Here is a 25,704-nt window from a genome sequence, read left to right on the forward strand (position 1 = left end):
ACAAAGTAATTGAGCCATCCTCAGGATGGAAAATGGTAGATTTCCAGGAATTGTGGAGGTATAAAGACCTCCTTTATTTTCTGACTTTACGTGGGATCAAAGCCCGCTATGCCCAGTCCATTCTAGGAGTTTCCTGGGCAATTATTCAGCCTTTATTTACTACCCTAGTTTTCACTTTGGTTTTTGGAGGATTAGCTAAGGTTGATTCAGATGGGATGCCTTATCTTTTGTTTTCCTATTTGGCTTTGTGGCCTTGGAATTATTTTTCAGGTACACTTACTGAGTCAGCCAATTCACTGATTCAAAATGCCAATATGATTACCAAGGTGTATTTTCCTAGAATGGTTTTGCCACTGTCTGCTATTCTTTCAAAACTATTGGATTTTATCATTGCATTTGTAGTGGTGATAGGATTGTTGATTTATTTCAAACAGATGCCTGGTTGGGGGATCGTGTTTTTGCCTTTATTGATCATTCAATTGTTGATGTGCAGCCTGGGAATCGGTATGTTTTTGTCAGCCTTGGCAGTCAAATACAGAGATGTCAAACATGCACTCACTTTTTTGGTACAGCTGCTTTTATATGCAGCACCGGTTGTTTACAGTACACAAGCCGTTCCTGAAAAATACCTGAATATTTACATTTTAAACCCAATGGTGGGAGTTATTGAAGGTTTCAGAGCCGCATTTTTAAATAGACCCATGCCTTGGGATTGGATTTGGCCTGGAAGTATAGTAGCAGTTATTTTCTTTGTTTTTGGAATGCTTTATTTCCGAAGAATGGAACGGATTTTTGCAGATGTAGCCTAAAAGGCTTTTAATCTCATCTTTTGGTTTTTACTGAACTATTTTCCACTTGAATAACCCTTTACCTTTTGATTCTGAGTTGTTTGGGTATCCTGTTAGTAATTGGGGTATAGATCAGAAATGGGATGAATCTGAGTTTCTAAAGAAATCAAATCCTTATCAACTGACATATATTTTTTCAAAGGAAAAATTACAAATTCAGGATTCATCTATTCAATTTGTGGATATCAAAATAACCCTAGAAAAGAAGGTAAACTCACCTGTTAAGTCCACTAATATTGGAACTTATCCATCGATGGAATTGGATTCAGATTTGGAGTCTTTAGCCTATGAAAGTGGTATTTATTCACGATTCCGCAGGGATTCAAGATTGTCCAATGGAGAGTTTAGGAAACTCTATAAAACTTGGATCTCAGAGGCCATTAAGCACAAACATGTATACATCACTCCTTATTTAGAAGGAATGCTGACACTATCTTTTGAAAATGAAGTAGGAAATATTGGTCTTTTAGCTGTTTCAAAAGAACATCAAGGGAAAGGTTGGGGTAGGAAACTTCTAAATGCAGCAATCTTTTTTACAAATGAAAAAGGAATCAAGGCATTGAAAGTTGCTACTCAAGAGCTCAATCGGCAAGCCTTGGGACTTTACTCTTCCTTGGGTTTTCAGGAGGTGGATAGGGTATATATTTATCATTATTGGAACCCAAATTTCTCTTGAGTACTCACATTTCTATAGTATCTCCAGTTTATATGGGAGAGCATGTTCTTCAAAAACTATGTGAAAGAGTGGCAATGACTCTTAGGCCTTTTGGAAAATCTTTTGAATTGATCTTGGTAGAAGACGCTAGTCCAGATGGTTCATGGACTGAAATAGAAAATCTATCCTTGAAATATGATTTTGTAAAAGGAATTAAACTTTCGAGGAATTTTGGACAGCACTATGCGATTACTGCTGGATTAGATCACTCCAAAGGGGAGTGGGTAATTGTAATGGATTGTGACCTGCAAGATAAACCAGAGGAGATTCCCAACCTTTACATGAAAGCTCTAGAAGGCTTTGATGTGGTCTTGGCATTGCGAGAAAATCGAAAGGATGGCTTTTTCAAAAAGCTTAGCTCGAAGGTCTTTTATAGGACTCTGGCTTGGTTGACTGGATCGAAGCAAGATGAAAGAATCGCCAACTTTGGGATTTATCATCGTAATGTGATTAATGAAATTATTGGAATGAGAGAGTCTATTCGTTTTTTTCCTACTATGGTCAAATGGGTTGGTTTTCGTCAAACAACCATACATGTTGAACATGGAGCGAATGGGGAAAGAAATAGCAGCTACAGTTTAGGAAAGTTGTTGGATTTAGGTTTGGATATTATGCTAGCATATAGTGATAAACCGGTCCGGCTGACCGTCAAGTTAGGTTTGATAATAGCCTTTTCAGGATTCCTGTTTGCAATTTTTACACTTTATAAATATTTGACAGGAACTATCATTGTCGCTGGCTATGCCTCCTTGATTATTTCCATTTGGGTATTGACAGGAATCGTATTAATAACCTTAGGAATGGTCGGACTATATGTTGGAAAGACCTTCGAAGGAGTGAAAGGAAGGCCAATCTATATTATCGAAAAGAAAACAGGATCATTCTAAGCAATACCTGAAATCAGGACATTTAGAATTTGAAAATCCCATTTAATAAGCCATTTCAAACAGGGCTAGAGCTGAGCTATATTGAAGATGCCATTCAAAGAGGACATCTTTCGGGTAATGGATATTATACCCAAAAATGCCAGCAATACTTTCAGGAGAAGTATCAGTTTGGGAGATGTTTTTTGACTTCCTCCTGCACAGATGCTCTTGAAATGGCGGCTATCCTTTTGGATATTCAAGAGGGAGATGAAGTAATAGTTCCCAGTTTTACTTTTGTTTCTACTGCGAATGCATTCGCACTAAGAGGGGCCAAAATTGTCTTTGTAGATAGTCAGGAAGATTATCCAAATATGGATGTGGACTTGCTCGAAGAGTTGATTACCCCAAAGACCAAAGCGATCGTAGCTGTTCACTATGGTGGATATCCCTGTGAAATGGAAAGGATTTCAGCCTTGGCTAATCAATATGGTTTGATGGTGATAGAAGATGCAGCCCAAGCAATTGATAGTTATTACTTGGAAAGACCTTTGGGATCTTGGGGGCATATGGCATGTTTTAGTTTTCATGAAACCAAGAATATCCAATGCGGTGAAGGAGGGATGCTAGTGGTGAATGATTTGAAGCTTGTAAATAGAGCTGAAATCATTTGGGAAAAAGGTACAAACAGATCGTCCTTCCTAAAGGGTGAAGTGGGTAAATACACCTGGGTAGATTTAGGAAGTTCCTTTTTACCATCCGAACTCAATGCCGCCTACCTTTTTGCACAATTGGAAAGTTTGGAGAAGATCCAAACTAGAAGGGAAGCCATTTGGCTTTCCTATTTTAATTTTTTTCAGTCCCAATCAACCAGAGATTCGATATTACCAATTGCTTATTTAGAAAACTTGCTTGTTTTTGATTTTCAGGTCATGAGTCTAAACAATCAAGCAAATTCACATCTTTTTTACCTTTTATTTGAAAATGAAAGTAGCCGGAAAGCTTATATTCAAAAGCTGGATGAAAGCGGAATTATGGCTGTTTTTCACTATCAAAGCCTTCACAAATCCGATTTTTCAAAGCGATATTTCCCAGATCAATATCAAAGGAAACTACCAAACGCAGATCGCTTTTCAGGAACCCTCCTTCGACTCCCATTATTTTATGAGTTACCCGAATTGTTGGGTAATTGAATGAATTTTATCTAGGTTGATTCTCCCACAAGAATCTTAATTACTCCAACCTTTGCTTATTGGTCAATAAAACAGATTTTAATTTTTCATAGGATAAATCCTGTACAGCTATTTCTTCATCTATGGAAAGGGAAGCTGCGATAGCTGCTGATTGACCCAAAACCATGAAAACCGGTTCCATCCGTATGGAACCGAAGGCAATATGGCTGGCACTGACACATACAGGGACTAATAGGTTTTTGGCCTCAGATTTTTTAGGAATAATGGCTCTATAGCTGATAGGGTAGGGACCTTCAACCCTCGCTTCCACATTCCCTTCATTTTGAACATAGCCGTTGGCATCTACATAGCGTTGGATGTGGTGAGAGTCCATTCCATAGGCGGCCAACCCAATCCCATCATCCACTTTTTCCAAACCTTCACAGTGGTATTGAGTCATCACCAAATCACTAATCATTCTTCTTGCCTCACGGATGTATAATTGGTTTTGCCAGCCGTCCCCTCTTTCAAACTCATCCTTACTCATTCCCCATTTTGAATAAACATCCCTGACCCATTGTGGCATTCGGGGATGATAGGCCAAGGTCCACATCAAACCTTGTTGGTAGTTTCGATGGGCTTCGACTATTTTCTCTCGTTCTTCATAACTAGCTTCAGGATAATCATAGTTTTGGCCGATGAAGTCTGTTGAGAAGCCTAATCGATTATTTGTATCTGTTTTTCGATTCGGCATTGCTGAATTGATCCATGGTAAAGTCTTTTCACCTGCCTCGTAATTCCTGATCAACAGTTCATAATTTTTTTCATCATACCCTTCAGGTTTATGGAAAGGAATTCGATTTTCTGGGTGATCTGTCAAACACATCCTAAAGCAATATGCTTGAACTTTGTTGTCTCCTTCTCCATCTATTCCCGGTCCTTGATGGCTAATATTTGGAAGAAGACCACTTTCAGGGTTTCCTTTTTCTACGTAAGGATCAACTCGGGCCACGAAATTATGGTTGATGGCATTGTGAGATACCTTATCCCCTAAAGTGGGACTGTAAAAATTTGCCTGAACCCCATTTAAAGACTCTTTGTATTGCTCATTTCCTTCTCTTCCAACTGTATAACTTACCCCTGCAGTAGCCAATAAATCACCCTCGTATGTTGCATCCATAAACATCCTTCCCGAAAATGTTTTCCCGCTTTCCATCGTGATAGCTTGGATTACGCCATCTGATTTTTTCACCCCAGCGCTACTTCTGAGGAGTCTTTCTCCAAAGAGAATTTCTACTTTTTCCTTAGCCAACATCTGTAAATAAACCTGTAGAGCTGCAGAAGGCTCAAAGGTCCACATAGCATCTTCACCTTCTTTATTTCGGGCCTGCCTCCCAGTCATATATTCCTCCCTTTTTTCCCATTTCCAATTCTCATCTTGAGCATAGTACTCCTTGATCTGCTGGTAGAATTCCCGCGCTATTCCTCCGATGGCTTGCTTGTTTCCAATATCTGTTGCCCCTAAACCGCCAGTGGTTAATCCACCCAACCTATAGCTTGGCTCGATCAAGAGTACTGATTTATTCATTCGGGATGCCTGAATTGCCGCAGCTACTCCGGCAGATGTTCCTCCATAAATTACGATGTCATAGGATTGTGCTGAGGTTTGAAAAATGGAGAAAATTGAAAATAGGATGCCTCCAAAAAGCGTCTTTAAAATCATGGTATGGGGTTTATTGTCTCAAAATGAGTGTGTTGAAAAGATTATTTAAAATAGTAAGATAAAAAATATCCCACTTTTGAGAGACCTCTATGGTCCAAGAATTGAATTTTTTCTCTCTGGTAATCAATCAAATAGTGAGCTTTTGGGCCAATTCATCCATTTTTTAATTGCTAGAGCTATTAAAATGTTTTCCAAATAACTGATAAACAATGGCTTGAATTATTATTAAGAAATAATCTAAATAAAACTAGATTAGAAACATTTTGTGCTTTAGTTTTGCGGCTGTTTAAAATCAATCTAAATAAAAATGAGAAATCCTTACCCTTTCTTATTATCTATTCTATTCGTTCTATTTATCAATTCGGTTCTTGCACAAACCGGTTCAATACAAGGAAAAGTTACTGATCAAAATGGGAGTCCTCTTGAGTTTGTCAATGTCCTGATAAAAAATAGCTCCAAAGGAGCAATCTCTAATTCGGAGGGGAAATTTACAATTGATGGTGTTGGTCAAGAATCAGTTGTTTTGACCGCTTCTATGATCGGGTTTGAACCGGTATCAAAGCAGGTTCAGATCCTTAAAGGTGAGCAAACGAAAATTGAATTTGTTTTAAATGAAAGTCAATTAGGATTGCAAACTGTAGAGATTACAGGTAGAAGAGAAGTGGGCTATGATAATAAAGAAACTTTCTCGGCGACCAAAACAGCTTCTTTGGTAAAGGATGTTCCTTCTACAATCAATTTTGTAACCAAAGAATTGATCTTGGATCAAGTTGCCTTCACAGTGAATGATGTGGTGAAAAATGTGCCTGGAGTAAATCAATTTACTTTTTACAATGATATCACTATCCGCGGGTTTAGAATCCAAGGACAAAGGAATTCTGGAACGCTTTTGAATGGTATGAGAACGTTTACCAGTTTCTGGAAGCCACAATTAATCCCTCATATCGAAAGAGTAGAAGTGATCAAAGGACCAGCATCTGCCCTTTTTGGCAATGCTTCTCCGGGTGGTTCTATCAATAGAGTAACCAAAAAACCTTTGGCAGAAAACAGAAAGTCAATTACTACTTCTGTGGGAAGCTTCAATACTGTAAGAGCTTTGGCGGATTTTACAGGCGCAATGACAGAGGATAAGAAATTGCTTTACAGATTGAATCTAGGTTATGAGAATTCTGATGGGTTCCGTGACCTTCAGTTTAAAAAGAATTTGGTGATTGCTCCGTCTTTTGCCTTCCTTCCTACAGCCAATACCAGTTTGAATTTTGACTTGGTATATCAGGACTCAAAAGGAAGATTGGATAGAGGTCAGGCAGCCTTTGGTAATAGAGATTTAACTACTACTCCAATTACCACTTCATTGAGTGCCATGAATGATTATCTCAACGAGGTTACATTGAATTCTACGGTTTCTCTTCGCCATAATTTTTCAGAAAATATCAGTTTGAATAGTACCTATCAGCTGTCTAGTTATTCTGAAGATTTGCTAGAGCACCGTACTTCCAATCAATTTGCAGCACTAGGGGATGGTTCTTTTGATGATACCCAAGTTGCAATGAGGGTGTTTATTAGAAAAAGAACTTGGAACAATAATGCATTCAATAATTATATCAATGCAAAATATCAGCTAGGAAAAATCAAGAATACCGCTTTGGTAGGGTATGATTATTTTAGACAAGAATTGCTTCCTGGCGGTTCTCAACTAGAGGCGCAGACTTATTTGCTAAAAAATGGAGGTACCACCAATAGTTTCAAAGTAGCCAATGTAGATAATTATATCCTAGATGAATCTGGAAATCCAGCAACTAACGTGTCTCATTTTGATTTGACTTCTCCAGTTGCCAATGGACTTCGAGATATGAGCAAATACCTCTACACTACCAGAACTTATAATCAGTATTTGCAACAAACTCACGGAGTCTATATTCAGAACCAGTCTGAAATTGGGCCACTAAAAATCTTGCTAGGGCTTCGTCAAGAGTATTTCCAAGATTTGTTGGATTATAATAGTTCGGAGGAAGTGGAAGTGAAGCAAGATGCTTTGCTACCAAGAGTTGGATTGGTATATACGCTTAATCCTAGTATCAACTTCTATGGAACATGGGTAAAAGGCTATCAACCACAAGAAGCTGCAGGTATCATCAATCCAGATGCAGGTGGACCTTTTGATCCTTTGACTAGTGAAATGATAGAAGTAGGCGCTAAATCTGAATGGTTTAACAAAAGAGTGACTGGAACACTATCTCTATATCAAATTGTAGAACGTGGTGGGCTTTACAATGCCAATAATGCTGAGAACCCAGAACTATTGGTTCAGCTTGGAGAGGAACAATCCAAAGGCGTTGAATTGAATTTGACTGGAAATATTCTTCCTAACTGGTCAATTGTGGCAGGTTATGCTTTCAATGATGCTAAGATTACTCAGGCAGATGATGAGGCGGTAATCGGAAGACAAAAGCCGAATTCTCCTCGAAACTCTGCTAATTTTTGGTCCAAATATGTATTTGAGCAAGGTTCTTTCTCAGGTTTAGGAGTTGGATTGGGATATAATTACGTCTCTGAGAGATATGGATCTATCGTTTCTGCAGATCAGCCAGATGTCTTTCCATCTTATGGCATTGTGGATGCTGCTGTTTATTACCAAATGGGGAAAGTGCAGTTCCAAGTCAATGCAAACAACCTGCTTAATAAAACTCATTGGGTAGGCGGATATGATGTACTTCGTGCATTCCCTGGAAGCCCAAGATCAATCATGACCACTGTTTCATACACCTTTTAATACGCAAGGAGAAATTGAAACTGAATAAGAAACTCTTTTTTCAAATCCATTCATGGGTAGGAGTGAAAGTAAGCATCCTGTTTTTTTTGGTTTGCTTTTCTGGAACAATGGCTACCCTGAGCAATGAAATGGACTGGTTGTTTTATCCAGGTTTGAGAGCTAGTGGGGCTGGGGAAAGAGTTTCTTATAATACGATCGTCAAATCAATAGAACAGTCCTATCCTGATGGCAAATTAACTTATTGGGTAATGGCCGATGAGCCTTATCTCAATGACATTGTCTATGTGGAAGTTGGAGGTTATCGAAAATATGTTTTTGTAGATCCCTATTCCGGAAAGGTCACAGGAAGTACCCCTGTGACCTTTCAAAGGTTTTTCCGAGATTTTCATTATTACCTGTTTATGCCCTTTTACCAAATCGGGTATTTCATAGTCCTTGTTTTTGCGTTTTTCCTCTTGATAGCCTGGATTTCAGCCTTGGTATTTTATAAAAAATGGTGGAAGAAGTTTTTAGAATTGAAGCAAGGAAAGAATCCACTGGTGTTTTTTAGAAGCCTCCATCGTGTGGTAGGCCTTTGGTCTTTGCCTTTTGCATTTCTAATTACGATCACTGGAATCTGGTATTTCTTAGAAAGAACCAATACGGCGGGGATTTCAGATTTGGCTAATCCTAAAGCTCCCAAAATTCTAGGCTCTGAGGATTCTGTAATAAATCACGGTAATTTTCACTTTCAGCTAGATTATGAATTAGCGGCTCAATTGGCCCATAAAGAAATCCCTAACTTAAAAATTGGAGGGATTGTGCCAGGCAAGACCCTGAATGATCCGATATATATCCGAGGGAAAAGCGATGTTCCTTTGGTTAGAAAAAGGTCCAATAGAGTTTATGTGGACCCTTTTGAAAAGAAAGTTGTCCAGATTCAAAAGGCTGAGGAAATATCAACGGTCATGTACCTCAATGATATTGCTGATCCTATTCATTTTGGGAAATGGGGAGGATTGACAACAAAAATCCTTTGGTTTTTGGGAGGAGCTTCAATCTGTGGTCTAATACTAACAGGGATTTGGATTGCTTTGAAAAGACAAGCAATTCAAAAGTCTATAGCGAATATAAAACCCGTGATGGGAGCTTGGCGATTTGTCAATTGGGGATTGGGAATGCTGATTACAGGGTATATGTATTACTTCTTAATTATGCGCTATGGAGTGTCTTGGGAATCCATCCTAATTGTATCAGGAATTTTAGGAGTATTGATTTTTGTTACCTGGTTTGTGTTTGATTTTAAACTTCGAAGGCTTGTAAATGAAGATTTAGAAAAGTCTTCTAAAAAACTTCAATCAGTTTAGTCTTCTCTTCAAGAATTGGTAAAGATTTACTTTTAAAACCAGAGTAGGAATTTTCGTATTCAATTCTTTTGAGTTTTGGATTGCTTAAAAGCTGCAGGAAGGTCTAGATCCAGTTTGCATCCGTCATCGGACATCGGTCTTCCAGCCCTAAAAGCTATGAGGATTTATTTGTGGCTCATATTCTAGACTCATTAATTTTTTTTTATAAAAAAGGGGCTGGTCTTAAAAAAAATGCTTTTGGGTTTGGAACCTTTTCAGTTCATTTTTGATTTTCTGATGTATATACATTTAATGTCTATATTTAAGAACCAACATTATGAACGTCCTACAAAATTTGAAATGGAGATATGCTACCAAAGCCATGAATGGCCAAGTAGTTCCTCAAGAAAAAGTTGATTATATCCTAGATGCCATCCAATTAAGTGCTTCTTCCTCTGGCCTTCAGCCTTACGAAGTCCTATTGATTACCGATCCAGAAGTAAAAGCAAAAATCAGAAAAGTAGCCTATGACCAAAGTCAAATCACTGATGCTTCCCACGTGTTGGTATTTGCTGCCTGGGATCAATATACAGAGGAGCGAGTGAACAAAGTCTTCAAAAGAAACAACATTGAAAGAGGTTTGGATGACAGTGCAACAGATGCCTACAGAACCAGGCTTTTGGGAATGTTCCAAGCTCAATCGCAGGAAGAAAACTTTACCCATGCTGCCAAGCAGGCTTATATCGCACTAGGAAGTGCTTTGGTAGCAGCAGCGGAGCAAAAAGTAGATTCTACACCAATGGAAGGCTTTGATAATAAAGGATTGGATGAAGTATTGAACCTAAAGGAAAAAGGCTTGAAAAGTGTCATTGTTCTGCCTTTAGGATATAGAGATGAAACCAAAGATTGGTTAGTCAATATGAAAAAGGTAAGGACCCCAAAAGAAGAGTTAATAACCCAGATATAATAGATTGAGTGTTGACCAGAAAGCGGCTTGGAGTTTCTAAGTCGCTTTTTTTGTTTTGAAAATTTGGTAATTGTTTAGCCCTGAGGTTAATCATTTCCGTTTTTCGAGATCTCGATTGCTATGAGAGTTCTCACCAACCGATATCCTCATTGAATAGGAATGGCGTTTTAGCCCATTCAAAAAATATGTTTTTAAAAGATAAGGGCTTTCTAGCTGTTCTAGATTTGCAATCTAGAACCTCTATCTAAGGAGTTTTCAACTCCAAAATAGACCCATTAAAAGGTTAAAGAAAAGATGTTTTCGTTTCCTCCTCGGCAATATGTCTATAGGTCAATTCAAATCTCCGGGCCGAGGGAAATGGTTTTTATTCTCTTTTAACCTGGGTTAAAACCCAGGCCTATTCAAGGTTAAGTCCCTTCAGGACTATTCAAATTTTAGCCTTCTAAATTATCTTTCAACCTCCAACAATGGACCATGGACTATAGACTGTGGACCAATTTTCACTTACTTTTTACTATTTACAAACTGACCACTGTTCACTGCTTGCGTCCCCTCCTCGGCATCAATCCTCGTAGTCAATTCAAATCTCCGGGCCGAGGGAAATGGACTTTTATTCTCTTTTAACCTGGGTTAAAACCCAGACCTGTCTACCTTTGGTAGGCCTATTCAAGGTTAAGCCCCTTTAGGACTATTCAAATTTTAGCCTTCTAAATTATCTTTCAACCTCCAAAAATGGACCAAGGACTATTGTCTATGGACTAATAACCACTAACCCAATAACTCTCATCCACCAATCCCCTTTAGAGTTTTCAGCTTTCTGATTTTAGCCTTTTTACTTATTCTACAATCTCTTCTCTCTAATCTCCTAATCTTCTAGCAACTACCTCCAAAAAATCAAACCATAGCCTAAAGCCAGGTTCTATTTTTTGGTTTCCTGATACTCCTTTGGAGTCATATGATAGGTTTCCTTAAAGCATCTGATAAAATAGGATGGTGAACTGAATCCCACAGAATAGGCGATTTCTGAGATGTTTTCATCTCCCGATTTTAATTTTTGTTCTGCCTTTTTTAGACGTTGATCCCGGATAAATGCCGAAGTAGAGAGTCCGGTAATCGCAGTGAGTTTACGGTGAAGCTGCATTCGGCTCATGCCTATGTTTTTGCAGAAATCTTCAATGGTGAAATTGACATCCATCAGCTCATTATCCACTATTTTTTGGACTTTCTGAAGGAATTTTTCTTCTGATGAACTTACAGCCAATTCTTTAGGACTGATTTTGGTTTTCCCTGAATAGCGATTTCTTAGATTTCTTCTTAAGTCTATTAGATTTTGAATTCGAATCAGAAGGGAATTGGTCGTGAAAGGTTTGTAGATGTAGTCATCTGCACCGACTTTTAATCCCTTGATTTTATTTTCCTCTTCAATTTTGGCTGTCAACAAAATGATCGGGATATGGGAGGTCCTTTCATCATTTTTTAGGGTTTCACATAGTTGAAGACCATCTACCTCTGGCATCATAATGTCAGAAATGATCAGGTCCGGGATTTTATCCAAAGCTATATCAATCCCTTCTTTTCCATTTTCTGCCTGAAGAATGGTATAGTTTTCTTCCAGTTCCTGATTCAAAAATTCCCGCACTGATTGATTGTCATCCACCAGCAAAATCATAAGGTTTTCTGTGCTTCCAGTAGATTTTTTGCCTGTGATTCGCTTCTTTTCCAATATGGAATTTGATTCTTCCCAAATCTCTTCTGAGTCATAACTATACCTGTCCAATGGAATAGAAATAGAAATCTCAAATAGGTTGCCCTCTGGGATTTGCAATGTGATCTGCCCTCTGTGAAGTTCTACCAAATCTTTCACCAAAGGAAGTCCCAATCCAAATCCTTCCGATTTCGGGTCTGGCTTGAAAAACTTTTCAAAAAGGAGCTCTTTTTCGTATTCAGAGTAATATTGACTTGAGAAATTCTTGATTTGTAATAGCAGTTGCGATCCATCTGCTTTCCAATTCAAATGGATATCAGACTTTGCTTTTCCATATTTGATCGCATTTTGAAGCAAGTTGCCAACAATCTTTTCAATCTTATCTGCATCAAACCATACCTCGGTGATCAATGGCCCTTTCGAAATGAGGTTCATGCCTTTTTCATTAGCCAAATAGTAGAAATTGATAACTAGCGTCTGTAGAAGAAGACTCAAGTTTCCTTTTCTGACTTTTAAATTGATCCTGCCTGACTTCAATTTGGAAGCTTCCAAAAGCTGATCTACCAAATTAAGGAGGCGAATAGAGTTTTGTTGGATCAGATTTAGTTGAGATTTGACTTGTGGGTTTTCCGTCTGTCCTAATAACTTTTGAACTGGTCCCATGATCAAAGTCAAAGGAGTCCTGAATTCATGGGAAATATTGGTAAAAAAGGAAGTTTTGAACTGGTCCATCTCTCGCAGTCTTTGCGCTTCCTCATTCTTACTTTTAAGCTCGAATTGAATTTTGAATCTCCATACCAAATACTGATAAGTCCAATAAATCAAGAGAACAAACAATACGAAATACAGGAACTTTGCCAGCATGCTTCCATACCAAGGCGGGGCAATGGTAAACTTAATCTGATCTGGGGTTTCCGACCATATTCCATCATAATTGCTTGAATTAGCCAAAAATGTATAATCCCCAGGAGGTAAGTTAGTGTATCTGGCGATGGAGTTATTCCCGTTGAAGTTCCAATCCTTGTCATACCCATCAAGTTTGTATTGAAATTGGTTTTTCCCAGGGGATGAAAAAAACATGCTTGATATGGTGAAAGTCAAGGTGTTTTGATCATAAGGTATTTTGATTTTTCTTCCAATATCGACGGTTTTGTCAAATGCCTGAAGTCCTGAAACCACTGTTTTCGGAGGAGTTGAATTCAACTCAATGTTTTTAGCCTGAAACCAATATAGACCTTCTAAGCTACCGAAATAGAGTAATCCTTGCTGATCTTTAAAGTAGGCCCCGGTATTGAATTCAGTTGCTAAGCCATCGTAATTATTGTAATTGAAGATTGCATAATTGTCATTTCCTTGAAGCTTTATTTGGGTAATTCCTCTGTTAGAACTTAGCCATAGATTTCCCAACTCGTCTGGCAGAATCCCATAGACTACATCATTAGCCAAACCTGATTTGGTGTCGAAAACTCTATTTTCCCAAGTTTCCAAATTCAACCTATTCAAACCAGAACCATTGGTGCCTATCCACAAGTAATTTTCTGGACCTAAATAGAGGGATTTAATCTTAGTTGAACTGATTTCATTTTCTTCTGCTGGAATTGAAGAAAATAAACCTGAGGACAGATCCAGTTTGGCAATTCCCATATTTTCTGTCCCGATCCAGAATTCATTTTCATTGACTTGAATAATATCTCTGATATTATTTTCTGGGATCGATCCTTCTTCTCCTGCATTGTACTGAAAGCTTTGAACCACTCCTTGGTTCTTATCAAATTGAAATAGCCCTTCATTTCGTGTACATAGCCAAACTCTGTTTTGTGCGTCTTTGAAAATCTTCCAAACTGTCCGAGCAGGTAGGCTAGGGGAAGTTTGGAGTCCAAAATGTCTAAAAGTCTTTGTCTTTAGATCATAAATGCTCATCCCATCACCTTGGTAACCTATCCAAAGCTCATTTTCATTTTTGAAAAGGCTCATAATTCGATTTCCTTGTAGGCTTTGTTTTCCAGAATTGGCTGCCTTGAAAGTTTTCCAACTTTGGTCCTTTCTGTCAAATTGAGTTAGGCCTTTGCCTGATGTTCCGATCCAGATAAACGATGAGTCCGCATAAATGGATCTGACCACATCGATATTTATGTCTTCAGGCACCTGATTGTTATGGTAAAAATTGAATTTTTCCAGATAGGAGTCGTAAAAACTCAATCCTCCACCATCAGTTCCCAGCCATACAGTTTTGGTATAGTCCTCAAACAGGCACAGGATATCATTGTAGTGGAGAGATCTTGGATTTTGTTTGAAATTTGAAAATTGAACCATACTTGGGTTTTCCAAATCCAATAAATATGCTCCGGCACCATAGGTTGCTATCCAGACTTTCCCTTTTGAGTCAACTAGAATATCCAAAACCATTTGTTGCTGAATGGGATCGACTTTCAATCCGATTGCCTCTTGAAATTTCTCGATTTTTTCCTCAGTCGGATCCCAAAGCCAAAGTCCCTGATTCAGAGTACCCATTAAAACCTGCCCATTTGGAATCAATTGGGAGACAGAAAATAAGCCTTGTATATCTGAGGAAATTAGAGTCTTTAATTCAAAAGTATTTTTGTCAAAAAGGTAGACAGAATCCGTAAAAGTGAGAATCAGAAAATCTTTATCGAATTGGGAGATATGTACCAAGTCACTTTCCGAATTTGAAAAAAGCAATTCAGGAAAATCTAACTTTTCATTCCATCTAAATAGCTGCCCATATTGAGTTGCAATCCAAATAGCGTCTTCCGTATCTTCAAAGATGTAAGTTGCTCCTAGGATTTCAGAAATAGGTTCAAATTCGATTTTTCCAGGCCTTAAAACCTCTGGATTCTGGCTGTCTGGAATTATCCAAATTCTATGGTTTTTATCAGCCAAAACTTTGCCCAAAACCAACTGATTTTTCTGGGTGATGTCACTGAACTTTTTGGGGAATATGGTGAATTGACGGCCATCATATTTGTTGAGTCCGTCTTGCGTGGCAATCCACAAATATCCCTCTTGATCTTGAGTCACTGACACGGCACTATTTTGTGACAATCCTTGATTGACCGAGAGCTGTCTAAAGGAAATGTCACTTTGACTTTTGCCTTTTTGAATAAATGCAAAAAGAGACCAAAGGAGCAGGAGAGTGACCTTCAGCCTTGAAAGAAATTGATTCATTTCCAGATGAAATAGGTGATAAAAAAATCCATTAAGGAAGACTTAAAATAAACTGAATTCCAGTATTCTGGAATAGTTTGATCTTTTTTTAATTCAATTAAAATATAAATAGTTAAATCTTGACTTTTCTTTGATTCTCCCTTTTGACAAAGAGGCTCCTTAGGACTGTAATCCAATTCGTTCTAAATGTGTATTTGATTAGCCTAGGACTAGTTTTTTTAGCGTTTGGACCAGTTTGTTACAATAGTGCTATGAATTGATACATGATTGAAATCGAAAGACAGCCATTGTTGGCATTTTTGATTCTATTGTTTATCAACTCATTATATGGAAAAAAATTACCCCAGCCTTTTTCTTGCTTTTCAATTTTTCAGGTCCTTTTTGAAAACTGCAATTCAGTCAAAGCGTATTCAAATGTTTGAACTGCAGTCGCGATGCTCCCTATTTAATCATGGGACTTTTAGCAAGTCTATTTATTTTTTCACCTTACTTTTTTTACTTCCTGTACTTAGTCTTTTCGCCCAAGCACCAACTGTTCCCTCTAGCAATTTTTCTGTTTCAAATATAGATGGTAGTACCTTCTATGTTTCATTCTCAGCAGGTGATGGACAGAAAAGAATCATTATTGCAAGTGAAAATCCTGTAACTGCTTCGCCAAGCAATGGAGTGGATTATACTCCCGGGAATTTTGGCTTGGGAAATGAAATAGCTCCGGGGCAATTCGTTGTTTATGACGGAGCCTCATCAGGTACTTGGCTCTATGGTTTTAGCCCAGCAACCACTTATTATTTAAAAATTGTAGAATATAACGGAATTGATTTTTCTACAGAATATCTCACTTCTGATTTTTTATTGGGAGAAGTAACCACTATCAGTGGTCCTACTGTTCAGGCCAGTAACCTGCTTTTCAGCAATGTGACAGGAAACTCCATGAATTTGAACTGGACCAATGGTGATGGATGGGGTAGGACTATTATTGCAAGAGCTGGAGCAGAAGTAAATGTTGAACCTGAGGATCTGGTCAATTATAGCTACAGCCAAAATTTCGGATTGGGATCGGATATGGGTGATGGGAATTTTGTTGTCTATAGTGGGACAGGAAGTACAATGAATTTGAGCAACCTAGCTACAAATACAACCTACCATTTCAAAATATTTGAATACAAAGGGAATAGTGGAAGGGTTTATTTAAGACCTGGCTTTAGTGGAAGTCAGCAAACAGGTTCGGAACCAACTGTTCCAGCAAGTAATTTTTATACGAGTAATGTAGATGGCAACCGTTTTTACTATGGTTTTTCTGCCGGAAATGGAACAAGGAGGTTAGTGGTTGCAAAATTAGGGAGCCCTGTAAGCTTCGTGCCTGAAGATGGACAAAGCTATACTGGAAGTACCACATTTGGCTCTGGGCAGGAAGTGGCAACTGGAGAATTTGTAGTTTATGAAGGCACTTCATCAGGAAGTTGGCTATATGGTCTCCAAACTGAATCGACTTACTATTTCTCGATTTTTGAATCAAATGGAAGTGGAACACAGATAGACTACTTGCAAAGTACTTATTTGAGTGGAATCGAAAGTACAATCAATAGACCAACTGTACAGACAAGCAACTTGGTATTTAGCAATGTGACAGGTAACTCAATAGGCTTGTCCTGGACCAATGGAGATGGATGGGGTAGAATCATTATAGCGAGGGCAGATGCTGAAGTAAATATAGAGCCTGAGGATCTTATAAATTACAGCCCAAGTTCCAGTTTTGGTGCAGGTTCCAATTTGGGTGATGGAAACTACGTAGTCTTCAATGGAGGGGGTAGTTCTTTGAATTTGAGTAATCTGGACCCAAATAGGACTTATCATTTCAAGATTTTTGAATATCGTGGAAATAATGGTAGGCTATATCTTAGACCTGGCATAACAGGAAGTCAACTTACTGCTTCAGAGCCAACGACTCCAGCTAGTAATTTTTACACGAGTAATGTAGATGGTAACCGCTTTTTCTATGGTTTTTCTGCTGGAAATGGAACAAGAAGGTTGGTGATTGCAAAATTGGGGAGTCCAGTAAGCTTTGTACCAGAGGACGGACAGACCTATACAGCGAGTACGACCTTTGGTTCAGGGCAGGAGGTTTCGGCTGGAGAATTTGTGGTGTATGAGGGTACTTCTTCAGGAAGCTGGATATACGGGTTGCAAACCGAATCGACTTATCACTTCTCGGTTTTTGAATCCAATGGCACAGGAGCTGAAAGAGATTACCTGCAGAACCCTTATTTGACAGGAAGTCAAAGTACCATCAACAGACCAACCGTTCAGGTAAGCAATCTGCAATTTTCCAATGTAACAGGAAATTCAATCGGATTATCCTGGACAAATGGAGATGGTTGGGGTAGAACTATTATTGCCAGACCAGATTCAGAGGTCAATGTAGAACCCGAAGATCTTACAAACTACAGTCCTAGCTCTAGTTTTGGATCAGGATCCAGTTTAGGTGATGGAAATTATGTGGTCTTTAATGGAAGCGGAAGCTCTATGACCCTGAGTAATGTCGATCCAAATAGGACTTATCATTTTAAGATTTTTGAATATCGAGGCAATAATGGAAGGCTATACCTTCGTCCTGGCCTAAGTGGAAATCAACTGACAGGCACTGCTCCGACAGTTCCAGCTAGTAATTTTTACACTAGCAATGTGGATGGTGATCGCTTCTACTATGGTTTCACGAAAGGAAATGGAACCAAAAGGGTTGTAATAGCCAAAGCAGGAAGTCCAGTAACCTTTACACCCGAAGATGGTCAAACCTATTCTGGAAGCACTACATTTGGATCTGGTCAAGAGGTGTCATTAGATGAATTTGTGGTTTATGAAGGCACTGGCTCAGGAAGCTGGTTGTATGGATTAATCCCAGGGACAGAGTATCACTTCGCAATTTTCGAGCACAATGGAGATGGTCAATATTATTTAATTGATCCTTACTTGGAAGCATTTCAGGCTACTTTAGGAACACCAACCGTTCAGTCAAGCTCTGCTTTCACAAGTAGCCGCAGCAATACCAGTATCAATATTTCCTGGACCAAAGGGAATGGATCAAATAGGATTTTATTAGGTAGAAAAGATGGCCCTGTAAATGTTGAGCCTTCAGACTTAAGTAGTTATAGCAGCTCTTCAGTTTTTGGGCAAAGAGAAATAGGAACAGGCAATTACGTCCTCTATTCAAGTTCTGGTAACGCTGTGAACATCACCAATCTAGAACCTGGTACCAACTATCATTTTGCCCTTTTCGAATATAATGGCTCATCTGCCAAAATGTATTTAAGGCCAGGTTATCAGTTTTCTTTGGAAACTTATGGTGAAAGACCAACGGTTCAAACTTCCAATGCTTCATTTAGTCAGATTACAAACGATTCCTTTACAGTAGATTTTACAAAAGGGAATGGCTCTGGCAGAATAGTATTGGCAAAAGCAGGAAGCCCGGTAGATGCCGGACCTTCAGATTTTACTTCGTATAATTCCAATGGCCATTTCGCATGGGGTGATGAAATAGGCAATGGAAATTTTGTAATCTATCAGGGTTCCGATGAAACCTTCCTTCTGGAAGGACTCTCAGCAGGAACGGTTTATTACCTCGCATTTTTTGAATATGCGATGTCTGCATCGGGAGAGCTCTATCTGGCTCCTGCTTACACTTCTTCTCAAGAAACATTGACACCTATTGATCTTGCCTTGACTACTTTGATCAATCCATTGTCTGATTGTGAATTAAGTAGTGGAGAGGAAGTACAGGTTGAGATTTCCAATTTGACTGAATATCCCGTCGACTATATCAAATTGTCCTATTCTATCAATGGTGGAGATCCAGTCATTGAAGAATTATCCCAGATTGATTTGATTCCTTCTAATGGAACCTACACATTTACATTTAATCAATTGGCAGACTTATCAATAGATCAAGTCTATCAATTTGAAGTGAATTTGATGATTGAAGACGATTTGGATCCTTCAAATGATATGATCCAAATTGAGGTTGAAAACTATGCAGATTTAGTTACATCAATTACGCCAAATACAAGCATTAACCAAGGTGAATCTCTCCTTTTGGAAGCAAGTGGTGGACTTTCATACTTGTGGAGCACAGGAGAATCAAGTTCTCAAATCACTGTTCAGCCTACAGAAACTACCACCTTTACCGTTGTGATTACAGGTGAGAATGGCTGCCAAGTTGAAAGATCAGTTTTAGTTGAAGTCATTCCGGATCTATGTTATAATGTGACTTGTCCTCCTGGTTATACCTGCTACGAGGGGTCTTGCTATGCCACTTTTGTAACAGTCACTGGAACAGTACGTGATCTTGATACAGCTACTCCATTAGAAAATGTAGCCGTAACCAATGGAGGAGTTACAGTATTTACCGCCCCTGATGGGACTTATAGCATAGAAGCCCAAGTGCTGACTGATTTGACTTTTGAACTGGCAGGATATCAAAGTCAAAGCCTAGAAGTGCCGGATGAGGCAGCACCGGTGATAGATGTTGATCTGGAAAACCCATGTTACAATGTGACCTGCCCTCCTGGTTATACTTGTTATGAGGGGTCCTGTTTTGCAACTTTTGTGACAGTTACAGGAACTGTTAAGGATGTCGATACTGCCTCTCCATTGGAAAACGTGGCTGTAACCAATGGAGGAACAACTGTATTTACTGCTCCTGATGGAACTTATAGCATCGAAGCCCAAGTCCTTTCTGATTTAACTTTTGAATTGACAGGTTATCAAAGTCAAAGTTTCGAAGTACCGGATGAATCAACTCCAATTATAGATGCAGAGCTGATCGCTGATGCTTGCTGGGGTGTCGTTTGCCCACCTGGCTATACCTGCTACGAGGGATCTTGTTTTGCCACTTTTGTGACGGTCACAGGTACAGTCCGTGATCTTGCTACAGCCTCTCCATTAGAAAATGTAGCCGTAACGAATGGAGGAATTACAGTATTTACCGCCCCTGATGGGACTTATAGCATAGAAGCCCAAGTGCTGACTGACTTGACTTTTGAGCTAACTGGATATCAAAGTCAAAGCATTGAAGTGCCAGATGAGGCAGCACCGGTGATAGATGTTGATCTGGAAAACCCATGTTACAATGTGACCTGCCCTCCTGGTTATACTTGTTATGAAGGTTCCTGTTTTGCCACTTTTGTGACGGTTACAGGCACTGTCAGGGATGCAGATACTGCCGCTCCATTGGATAATGTGGCTGTAACCAATGGAGGAACTACTGTATTTACTGCTCCTGACGGAACTTATAGCATCGAAGCCCAAGTCCTTTCTGATTTAACTTTTGAATTGACTGGTTATCAAAGTCAAAGTTTCGAAGTTCTGGATGAATCAAATCCAATTATAGATGCAGAGCTGATCGCTGATGCTTGCTGGGGTGTCGTTTGTCCTCCTGGCTACACTTGTTATGAAGGGTCCTGTTATGCCACTTTTGTGACAGTCACTGGAACAGTCCGTGATCTTGATACAGCCACTCCATTAGAAAATGTAGCCGTAACCAATGGAGGAATTACAGTATTTACTGCCTCTGACGGATCTTATAGCATAGAAGCCCAAGTGCTAACTGATTTGACTTTTGAACTGGCAGGATATCAAAGTCAAAGTATTGAAGTGCTGGATGAGGTAGCACCGGTGATAGATGTTGATCTGGAAAACCCATGTTACAATGTGACCTGCCCTCCTGGTTATACTTGTTATGAGGGGTCCTGTTTTGCAACTTTTGTGACGGTTACAGGCACTGTCAGGGATGCCGATACTGCCGCTCCATTGGAAAATGTGGTTGTCAGAAATGGCGCCATGATAGTTTATACTGCCCCAGATGGAACCTATAGCATCGAAGCCCAAGTCCTTACTGATTTAACTTTTGAATTGACAGGGTATCAAAGTCAAAGTTTCGAAATTCCGGATGAATCAGCTCCAATTATTAATATAGATCTTGAAAACCCATGCTTTAACTCCACTTGTCCGGAAGGCTTTGTATGTTATCAAGGTTCTTGTTATCCTGAAGAAGATCCATGTTTAGGTGTAACCTGTCCGATTGGATATTCCTGTTATGAAGGCTCATGTTTTGCAACATTTGTAACGGTAACAGGAACAGTTCGTGACGCTGATACAGCAAGTCCTTTGGCAGATGTGGCTGTCAGCAATGGTGGTGAAACAGTTTTCACGTCTTCCGAAGGTACATATAGCATCGAGATTCAAGTTTTGACAAACTTAAGCTTTGAATTGGAAGGCTATGAAACGCAAAGTATCCAGGTGCCAGATCAGGAATCACCAGTGATCGATGTAGATCTTATTTCAAATCCATGCTACAACATCACTTGTCCTGATGGCTATATATGCTATCAAGGATCATGTTATCTTCAAGAAGATCCTTGTTCCGGAGTGATTTGCCCAGAAGGTTATGAATGTTATGAAGGGTCTTGTTTTCCAAAATTTGTAACTGTAACGGGAACAGTAAGAGATGCAGATTCACTGACTCCATTACAAGGGGTAGCTGTTGGAGATGGAAATACGACTGTGTTTACAGCGCCAGATGGTACATACAATATCGAGGCTCAGGTGATAGGGGATTTGATATTTAGCCTTACCAGCTACAATTCTCAGACTATTCAGGTTCCCAATGAGTCCAATCCTGTGATCGATGTGGACTTATTGAGTCTTTGCTCCAATTTGTCCTGTCCTGAGGGTTACGCATGTTATGAAGGATCTTGTTTCCCAATAGCCTGTCAATCCGAATTGGGTGAATTGACCTTTAGTCCTGCGCTTGGAGATGGAGAAACTGAGTTTGTATTCTCTATCACCTATACAGACCCGGATGAGATTGCTCTTGCTTTGGGTTATCCTCGCTTGATTTTGGAAGAGATAAATTCATCAGGGACTTTTGAGACTTCTTATATACTGGAAGAATTGGATCCAAGTGATGAAAATCTGGCAGATGGAAAAGTATATCAAATTCTGATTTCAGATCTCAATCCTGCAAGCACATTCCGGGCAAAAGTGGAAGCTTCCAACCTACTGGCTTGTGATCAGGCAAGCGATTGGATTGCAGGACCAACACTTAGTGATTCAGATATTGATTTGGGCATTTTTGCAAACAATATCAGTTTCAGCAATGAAAATCCAAATGCGTTCGAGCCCATTACTGTTTTTGCCAGAGTCAGAAATTATTCTGGCCAACCGGTAGAAAATATTTCTGTCACAGCATACGATGGAGATATTCAGATTTTCAATACAATCATTCCAACTCTAAATGGAAATGCCAACATAGATCTTTCTTGGCCATATAGCTTTGAATCAGCCGGTTTCTATCCGATCAAAGTTGTCATCGATGAAGCAAATGAAATCCAAGAAATCAATGAGCTAAATAATTTTGCCATTCGTCCTGTATTGGTGGGTGATTATGTATTACCGGGAGGCATGGAAGTGGAAGCTTCAATGAATTCTTATACTGTATACCCAGGTCAATATGTGACTCTGAATGGTTTGGCTCAGTATTTTGGAATTGATGATGGTGTAAATCCTGATGTGGTGGGAGCCGCTGTTGAAATCCAATGGGCCAATGGAACAGTAAACCTTACCACTAGGGGAGATGGCTCATTTAGCCAAAGCTTTAAAATGCCATCTGTTCCGGGTACTTATATGTTCTCTGGTCAAGTGACGGACTATACATTGACAGGGGAAATAGCTCCAATGGAAGTGGAAGTAATTCCATTCCCTAATAAGCCGGACCTTATTGCCGCAGTTGAGTTGGATGAATTGGAAATTTTGCAAGGTCAAGCTGTAACTGGTAGGGCAACGATTACAAACGCTGGAGATGCCACTGCCTATAATTTCCTTTTCCAATGGAGAAATTGTGAAATCCAGCTCGGAGAAGAATTGATTGGCTCCTTAGCCCCAGGAGAAAGCTTGAGCTTCGAGTTCAGTACCCAGATTTCTGCTTTGGGCAATTGCTTCAACAAGAATAATTGCTACTTCCAGGCAGTAGCAGATCCTGGCAACCAAGTGGATGAAAAATCCAAAAGCAATAATTCCAGAATCAGATATGTAACTGTCTATCCAAATGCACCGGATTTAACAGTTAGCCAAAGCTATACTCCTAGTAGCAGTAAAATGGAATCGCCTACTCAGGTTTATGTAAGAGTGGACAATATTGGTGGCATTGCTGTAGAAAATACCTTTACAGTCAATACCTATGTGGATGGAAGCTTAGTAGATATTCGGGATTTTCCGGGATTAGAACCTTGTGCAAAAATCAATTACACACTTAATCTGGATTTTGAGTTACTGGAGGATCACCTGGTTGAAATCAAAGTCGACGAGCCTATCGGTTCTGGACAAATTGCAGAACATAAGGAAGACAATAATGAATATTCCAAATTAATAAGATATGTCGCTCCTCCGGTTCTTTATCCCAACCTCAATGTCCAGATCAATGATCTGACCGTCAATCCGATTTCACCTCTTGAAAATCAGGACTTTGAAATAAATGCAGTATTTAGAAATAATGGGTCAGCTCCTGTCACGGAGGATATTGCTATTCGATGGATTATCAATGAATCAGGTTCTGAAACTGTCATTGACGATATCTGGACAGGTGGCTTAGCAGTAGGAGAAACAGCCCAAATAAGCGCTCCTGCCAATTTGAATGCTTATGGAAATCATTTTGTAAGGCTTCAATTGGATCCTGCAAATACCATAGCTGAATCCTATGAAACAGACAATAAAGCTGAAATGCCATTGTGTACTGATTTTGAGGCCATTCAGGTAGGAAATGTTTGGAATGGTGGATTCTTTGTCAATACCCAGCAATACCTGACTTTGAAAGTCAAAAACAAAGGTCTCTTTACAGCAACGAATGTCAATGTAGCCTTCGAATTGGACGGTTTCCAAATAGCTGAAACGACCCTGCCTAGTGTGCCGCCTTCCTATTCAGGCTCTGGTGTGAGTGTGTCGATTCCTTATGTATTCACAGAGTCAGGCACCTTTGTCTTGAAAGCAATAATTGATGGAGAAGATCAATGGATAGAATGCAATGAAGGAAATAACACCTGGTCTAAATCTATCACAGTAAAAGGACCTCAGCCTGATTTGAGAATTCTTTCAGAGTTTATTTCACCTACTGAATTGAATCCTGAGCCGGATGAGCAGGTGCAGATATTCCTGTCTTTTGAAAATATCGGGGTAGTCGATGCTGGTCCATTCAAACTGAGATTGTTGATGGATGATCAGATTCTGGGTCAGGATATTTCCGTAAGTGGGCTGGGTGCAGGAAAGATTTCTACGGTAGCTATTCCGACACCTTATAGTAGTTCTACCGCTGGCATTAAAGTTATGAAAGGTCAAGTTGATCCGGATCAATTGGCCAATGATGTCAATTATAATAACAATGAAGCTACCAGAGCTTTGGTGGTAGGCACAGCTCCGAATTTGTATTTTGAAAATATCTCATTTAGCTATCTATGTCCTAAAATAGGGGATGAAATCAGCATCCACGTGGATATATTTAATGAGGGAGATTTGGCTTCAAATGCCGAATTGGAATTCGCATACATCACTGACAACGATACTATTCCAATTGAGACTAAAGCGATTTTTGTAGACCTTCAATCTGGGATTTCCGAATCCATCAATTGGACAGTAGTCAATCCTGAATATCCGATTTTGGCGAGAATCAAAAACTCTGATCCTCAGGAATTCAATGTTTTAGACAATGGGATTGTAGGTGAAATCAAAGACATCATTCCGCCAACTTTGCTTACTCAAAACCTTGAATTGTTCTTGGATGAATCTGGACTGGTAAATCTAGTAGCTGAAGATTTTGATAATGGATCTTATGATGAGGGCTGCGGTATTGAATCCATGACATTGGATCAAAATAGCCTGGATTGTTCTGTTTTGGATACTTGGATTCCACTCCAATTCACAGCAACTGATTTCGCTGGAAACAGCTCCTCTCAGGAGGTTTTGGTAATGGTGAAAGATAATATCCTTCCGACCATAGAGAATATGCCTGCCTCAATTGTGGTAGGAAATGATCCTGGGAATTGTACAGCAATAGTCAGCTGGATCGAACCAATAGCATTGGATAATTGTAGCGGTTCAAGTATTCAACAAATAACTGGACAGCCAAATGGTTCGGCATTTGGATTGGGAGAACACCTGATCCTTTACCAAGCTGTGGATGCCAGTGGTAATACAATTCAGAATGGTTTCACTATAACAGTTTCAGATACTGAAGCTCCAAGCCTAGTAGCTCCAGCGAATATCATTGTTGGAACTGATCCAGGACTTTGCGAAGCAAGCAATGTGGATTTGGGAGAAGCTCAATCAGGAGACAATTGCGGAGGAGTTCAAGTCACCAACGATGCTCCGACCATCTTCCCATTGGG

Annotated in this window: 10 protein-coding genes; 8 read left to right on the forward strand and 2 right to left on the reverse strand. The window is 39.4% G+C overall.

Translation table 11 applies throughout. The features are described 5' to 3' along the window. The first annotated feature begins 32 nt into the window (after positions 1 to 32). The 4 genes from BUF13_RS17710 to rffA are packed head-to-tail and all read left to right on the forward strand — an operon-like array spanning position 33 to position 3,619. Positions 33 to 809: an ABC transporter permease gene (locus tag BUF13_RS17710; protein ID WP_073573142.1), complete on the forward strand. Its 777-nt coding sequence runs from the start codon at positions 33 to 35 to the stop codon at positions 807 to 809. 46 nt (positions 810 to 855) lie between these two features. Then, on the forward strand, positions 856 to 1,524 hold the full coding sequence (locus tag BUF13_RS17715; protein WP_073573143.1) for a GNAT family N-acetyltransferase: 669 nt from the start codon (positions 856 to 858) through the stop codon (positions 1,522 to 1,524). After that, positions 1,521 to 2,450 (forward strand): glycosyltransferase family 2 protein, encoded by a 930-nt coding sequence (locus BUF13_RS17720; RefSeq protein ID WP_134204549.1) that lies wholly within the window; start codon positions 1,521 to 1,523, stop codon positions 2,448 to 2,450. Before BUF13_RS17715 ends, BUF13_RS17720 begins: the two co-directional genes overlap by 4 nt. A 29-nt stretch (positions 2,451 to 2,479) precedes the next feature. Next, entirely contained in the window at positions 2,480 to 3,619 is a 1,140-nt protein-coding gene (gene rffA / locus BUF13_RS17725) for a dTDP-4-amino-4,6-dideoxygalactose transaminase (protein WP_073573145.1), read from the forward strand. A gap of 40 nt (positions 3,620 to 3,659) precedes the next feature. On the opposite strand, the gene BUF13_RS17730 is transcribed toward rffA, so the two are convergent. Further along, the gene (locus BUF13_RS17730; protein WP_073573146.1) at positions 3,660 to 5,321 is read right to left on the reverse strand and encodes an FAD-dependent oxidoreductase; all 1,662 of its coding nucleotides are present in this window, start codon (positions 5,319 to 5,321) and stop codon (positions 3,660 to 3,662) included. A 307-nt stretch (positions 5,322 to 5,628) separates the two neighbouring features. On the opposite strand from BUF13_RS17730, the gene BUF13_RS17735 reads away from it, so the two are divergent. The 3 genes from BUF13_RS17735 to BUF13_RS17745 all read left to right on the forward strand — a co-directional run bounded on the left by BUF13_RS17735 (position 5,629) and on the right by BUF13_RS17745 (position 10,386). After that, positions 5,629 to 8,094, forward strand: a complete 2,466-nt coding sequence (locus BUF13_RS17735; RefSeq protein WP_073573147.1) for a TonB-dependent receptor — start codon at positions 5,629 to 5,631, stop codon at positions 8,092 to 8,094. A gap of 14 nt (positions 8,095 to 8,108) precedes the next feature. After that, positions 8,109 to 9,440, forward strand: a complete 1,332-nt coding sequence (locus tag BUF13_RS17740) for a PepSY domain-containing protein (RefSeq protein WP_073573148.1) — start codon at positions 8,109 to 8,111, stop codon at positions 9,438 to 9,440. A 316-nt stretch (positions 9,441 to 9,756) separates the two neighbouring features. After that, the gene (locus BUF13_RS17745) at positions 9,757 to 10,386 is read left to right on the forward strand and encodes a nitroreductase family protein (protein ID WP_073573149.1); all 630 of its coding nucleotides are present in this window, start codon (positions 9,757 to 9,759) and stop codon (positions 10,384 to 10,386) included. A 919-nt stretch (positions 10,387 to 11,305) separates the two neighbouring features. Here the strand turns inward: BUF13_RS17745 and BUF13_RS17750 are convergent. Then, positions 11,306 to 15,277 carry a hybrid sensor histidine kinase/response regulator transcription factor gene (locus BUF13_RS17750; RefSeq protein WP_073573150.1) on the reverse strand — a complete coding sequence of 1,324 codons (3,972 nt, stop codon included), beginning with the start codon at positions 15,275 to 15,277 and terminating at the stop codon, positions 11,306 to 11,308. Positions 15,278 to 15,691: 414 nt separating this feature from the next. Here BUF13_RS17750 and BUF13_RS17760 point away from each other — a divergent pair. Then, a partial coding sequence (locus tag BUF13_RS17760; protein WP_170865154.1) for a CARDB domain-containing protein occupies positions 15,692 to 25,704 on the forward strand: 10,013 nt, incomplete at its 3' end.

Source organism: Algoriphagus zhangzhouensis (assembly GCF_900148515.1).
Taxonomy (GTDB): Bacteria; Bacteroidota; Bacteroidia; order Cytophagales; family Cyclobacteriaceae; genus Algoriphagus; species Algoriphagus zhangzhouensis.

Bases quoted from the DNA above. Each gene is read 5' to 3' on its own strand.
- BUF13_RS17710 (WP_073573142.1), top strand. From the start codon at position 33: ATGGTAGATTTCCAGGAATTGTGGAGGTATAAAGACCTCCTTTATTTT.
- BUF13_RS17730 (WP_073573146.1), bottom strand. From the start codon at position 5,321: ATGATTTTAAAGACGCTTTTTGGAGGCATCCTATTTTCAATTTTCTCC.
- BUF13_RS17735 (WP_073573147.1), top strand. From the start codon at position 5,629: ATGAGAAATCCTTACCCTTTCTTATTATCTATTCTATTCGTTCTATTT.
- BUF13_RS17745 (WP_073573149.1), top strand. From the start codon at position 9,757: ATGAACGTCCTACAAAATTTGAAATGGAGATATGCTACCAAAGCCATG.
- BUF13_RS17750 (WP_073573150.1), bottom strand. From the start codon at position 15,277: ATGAATCAATTTCTTTCAAGGCTGAAGGTCACTCTCCTGCTCCTTTGG.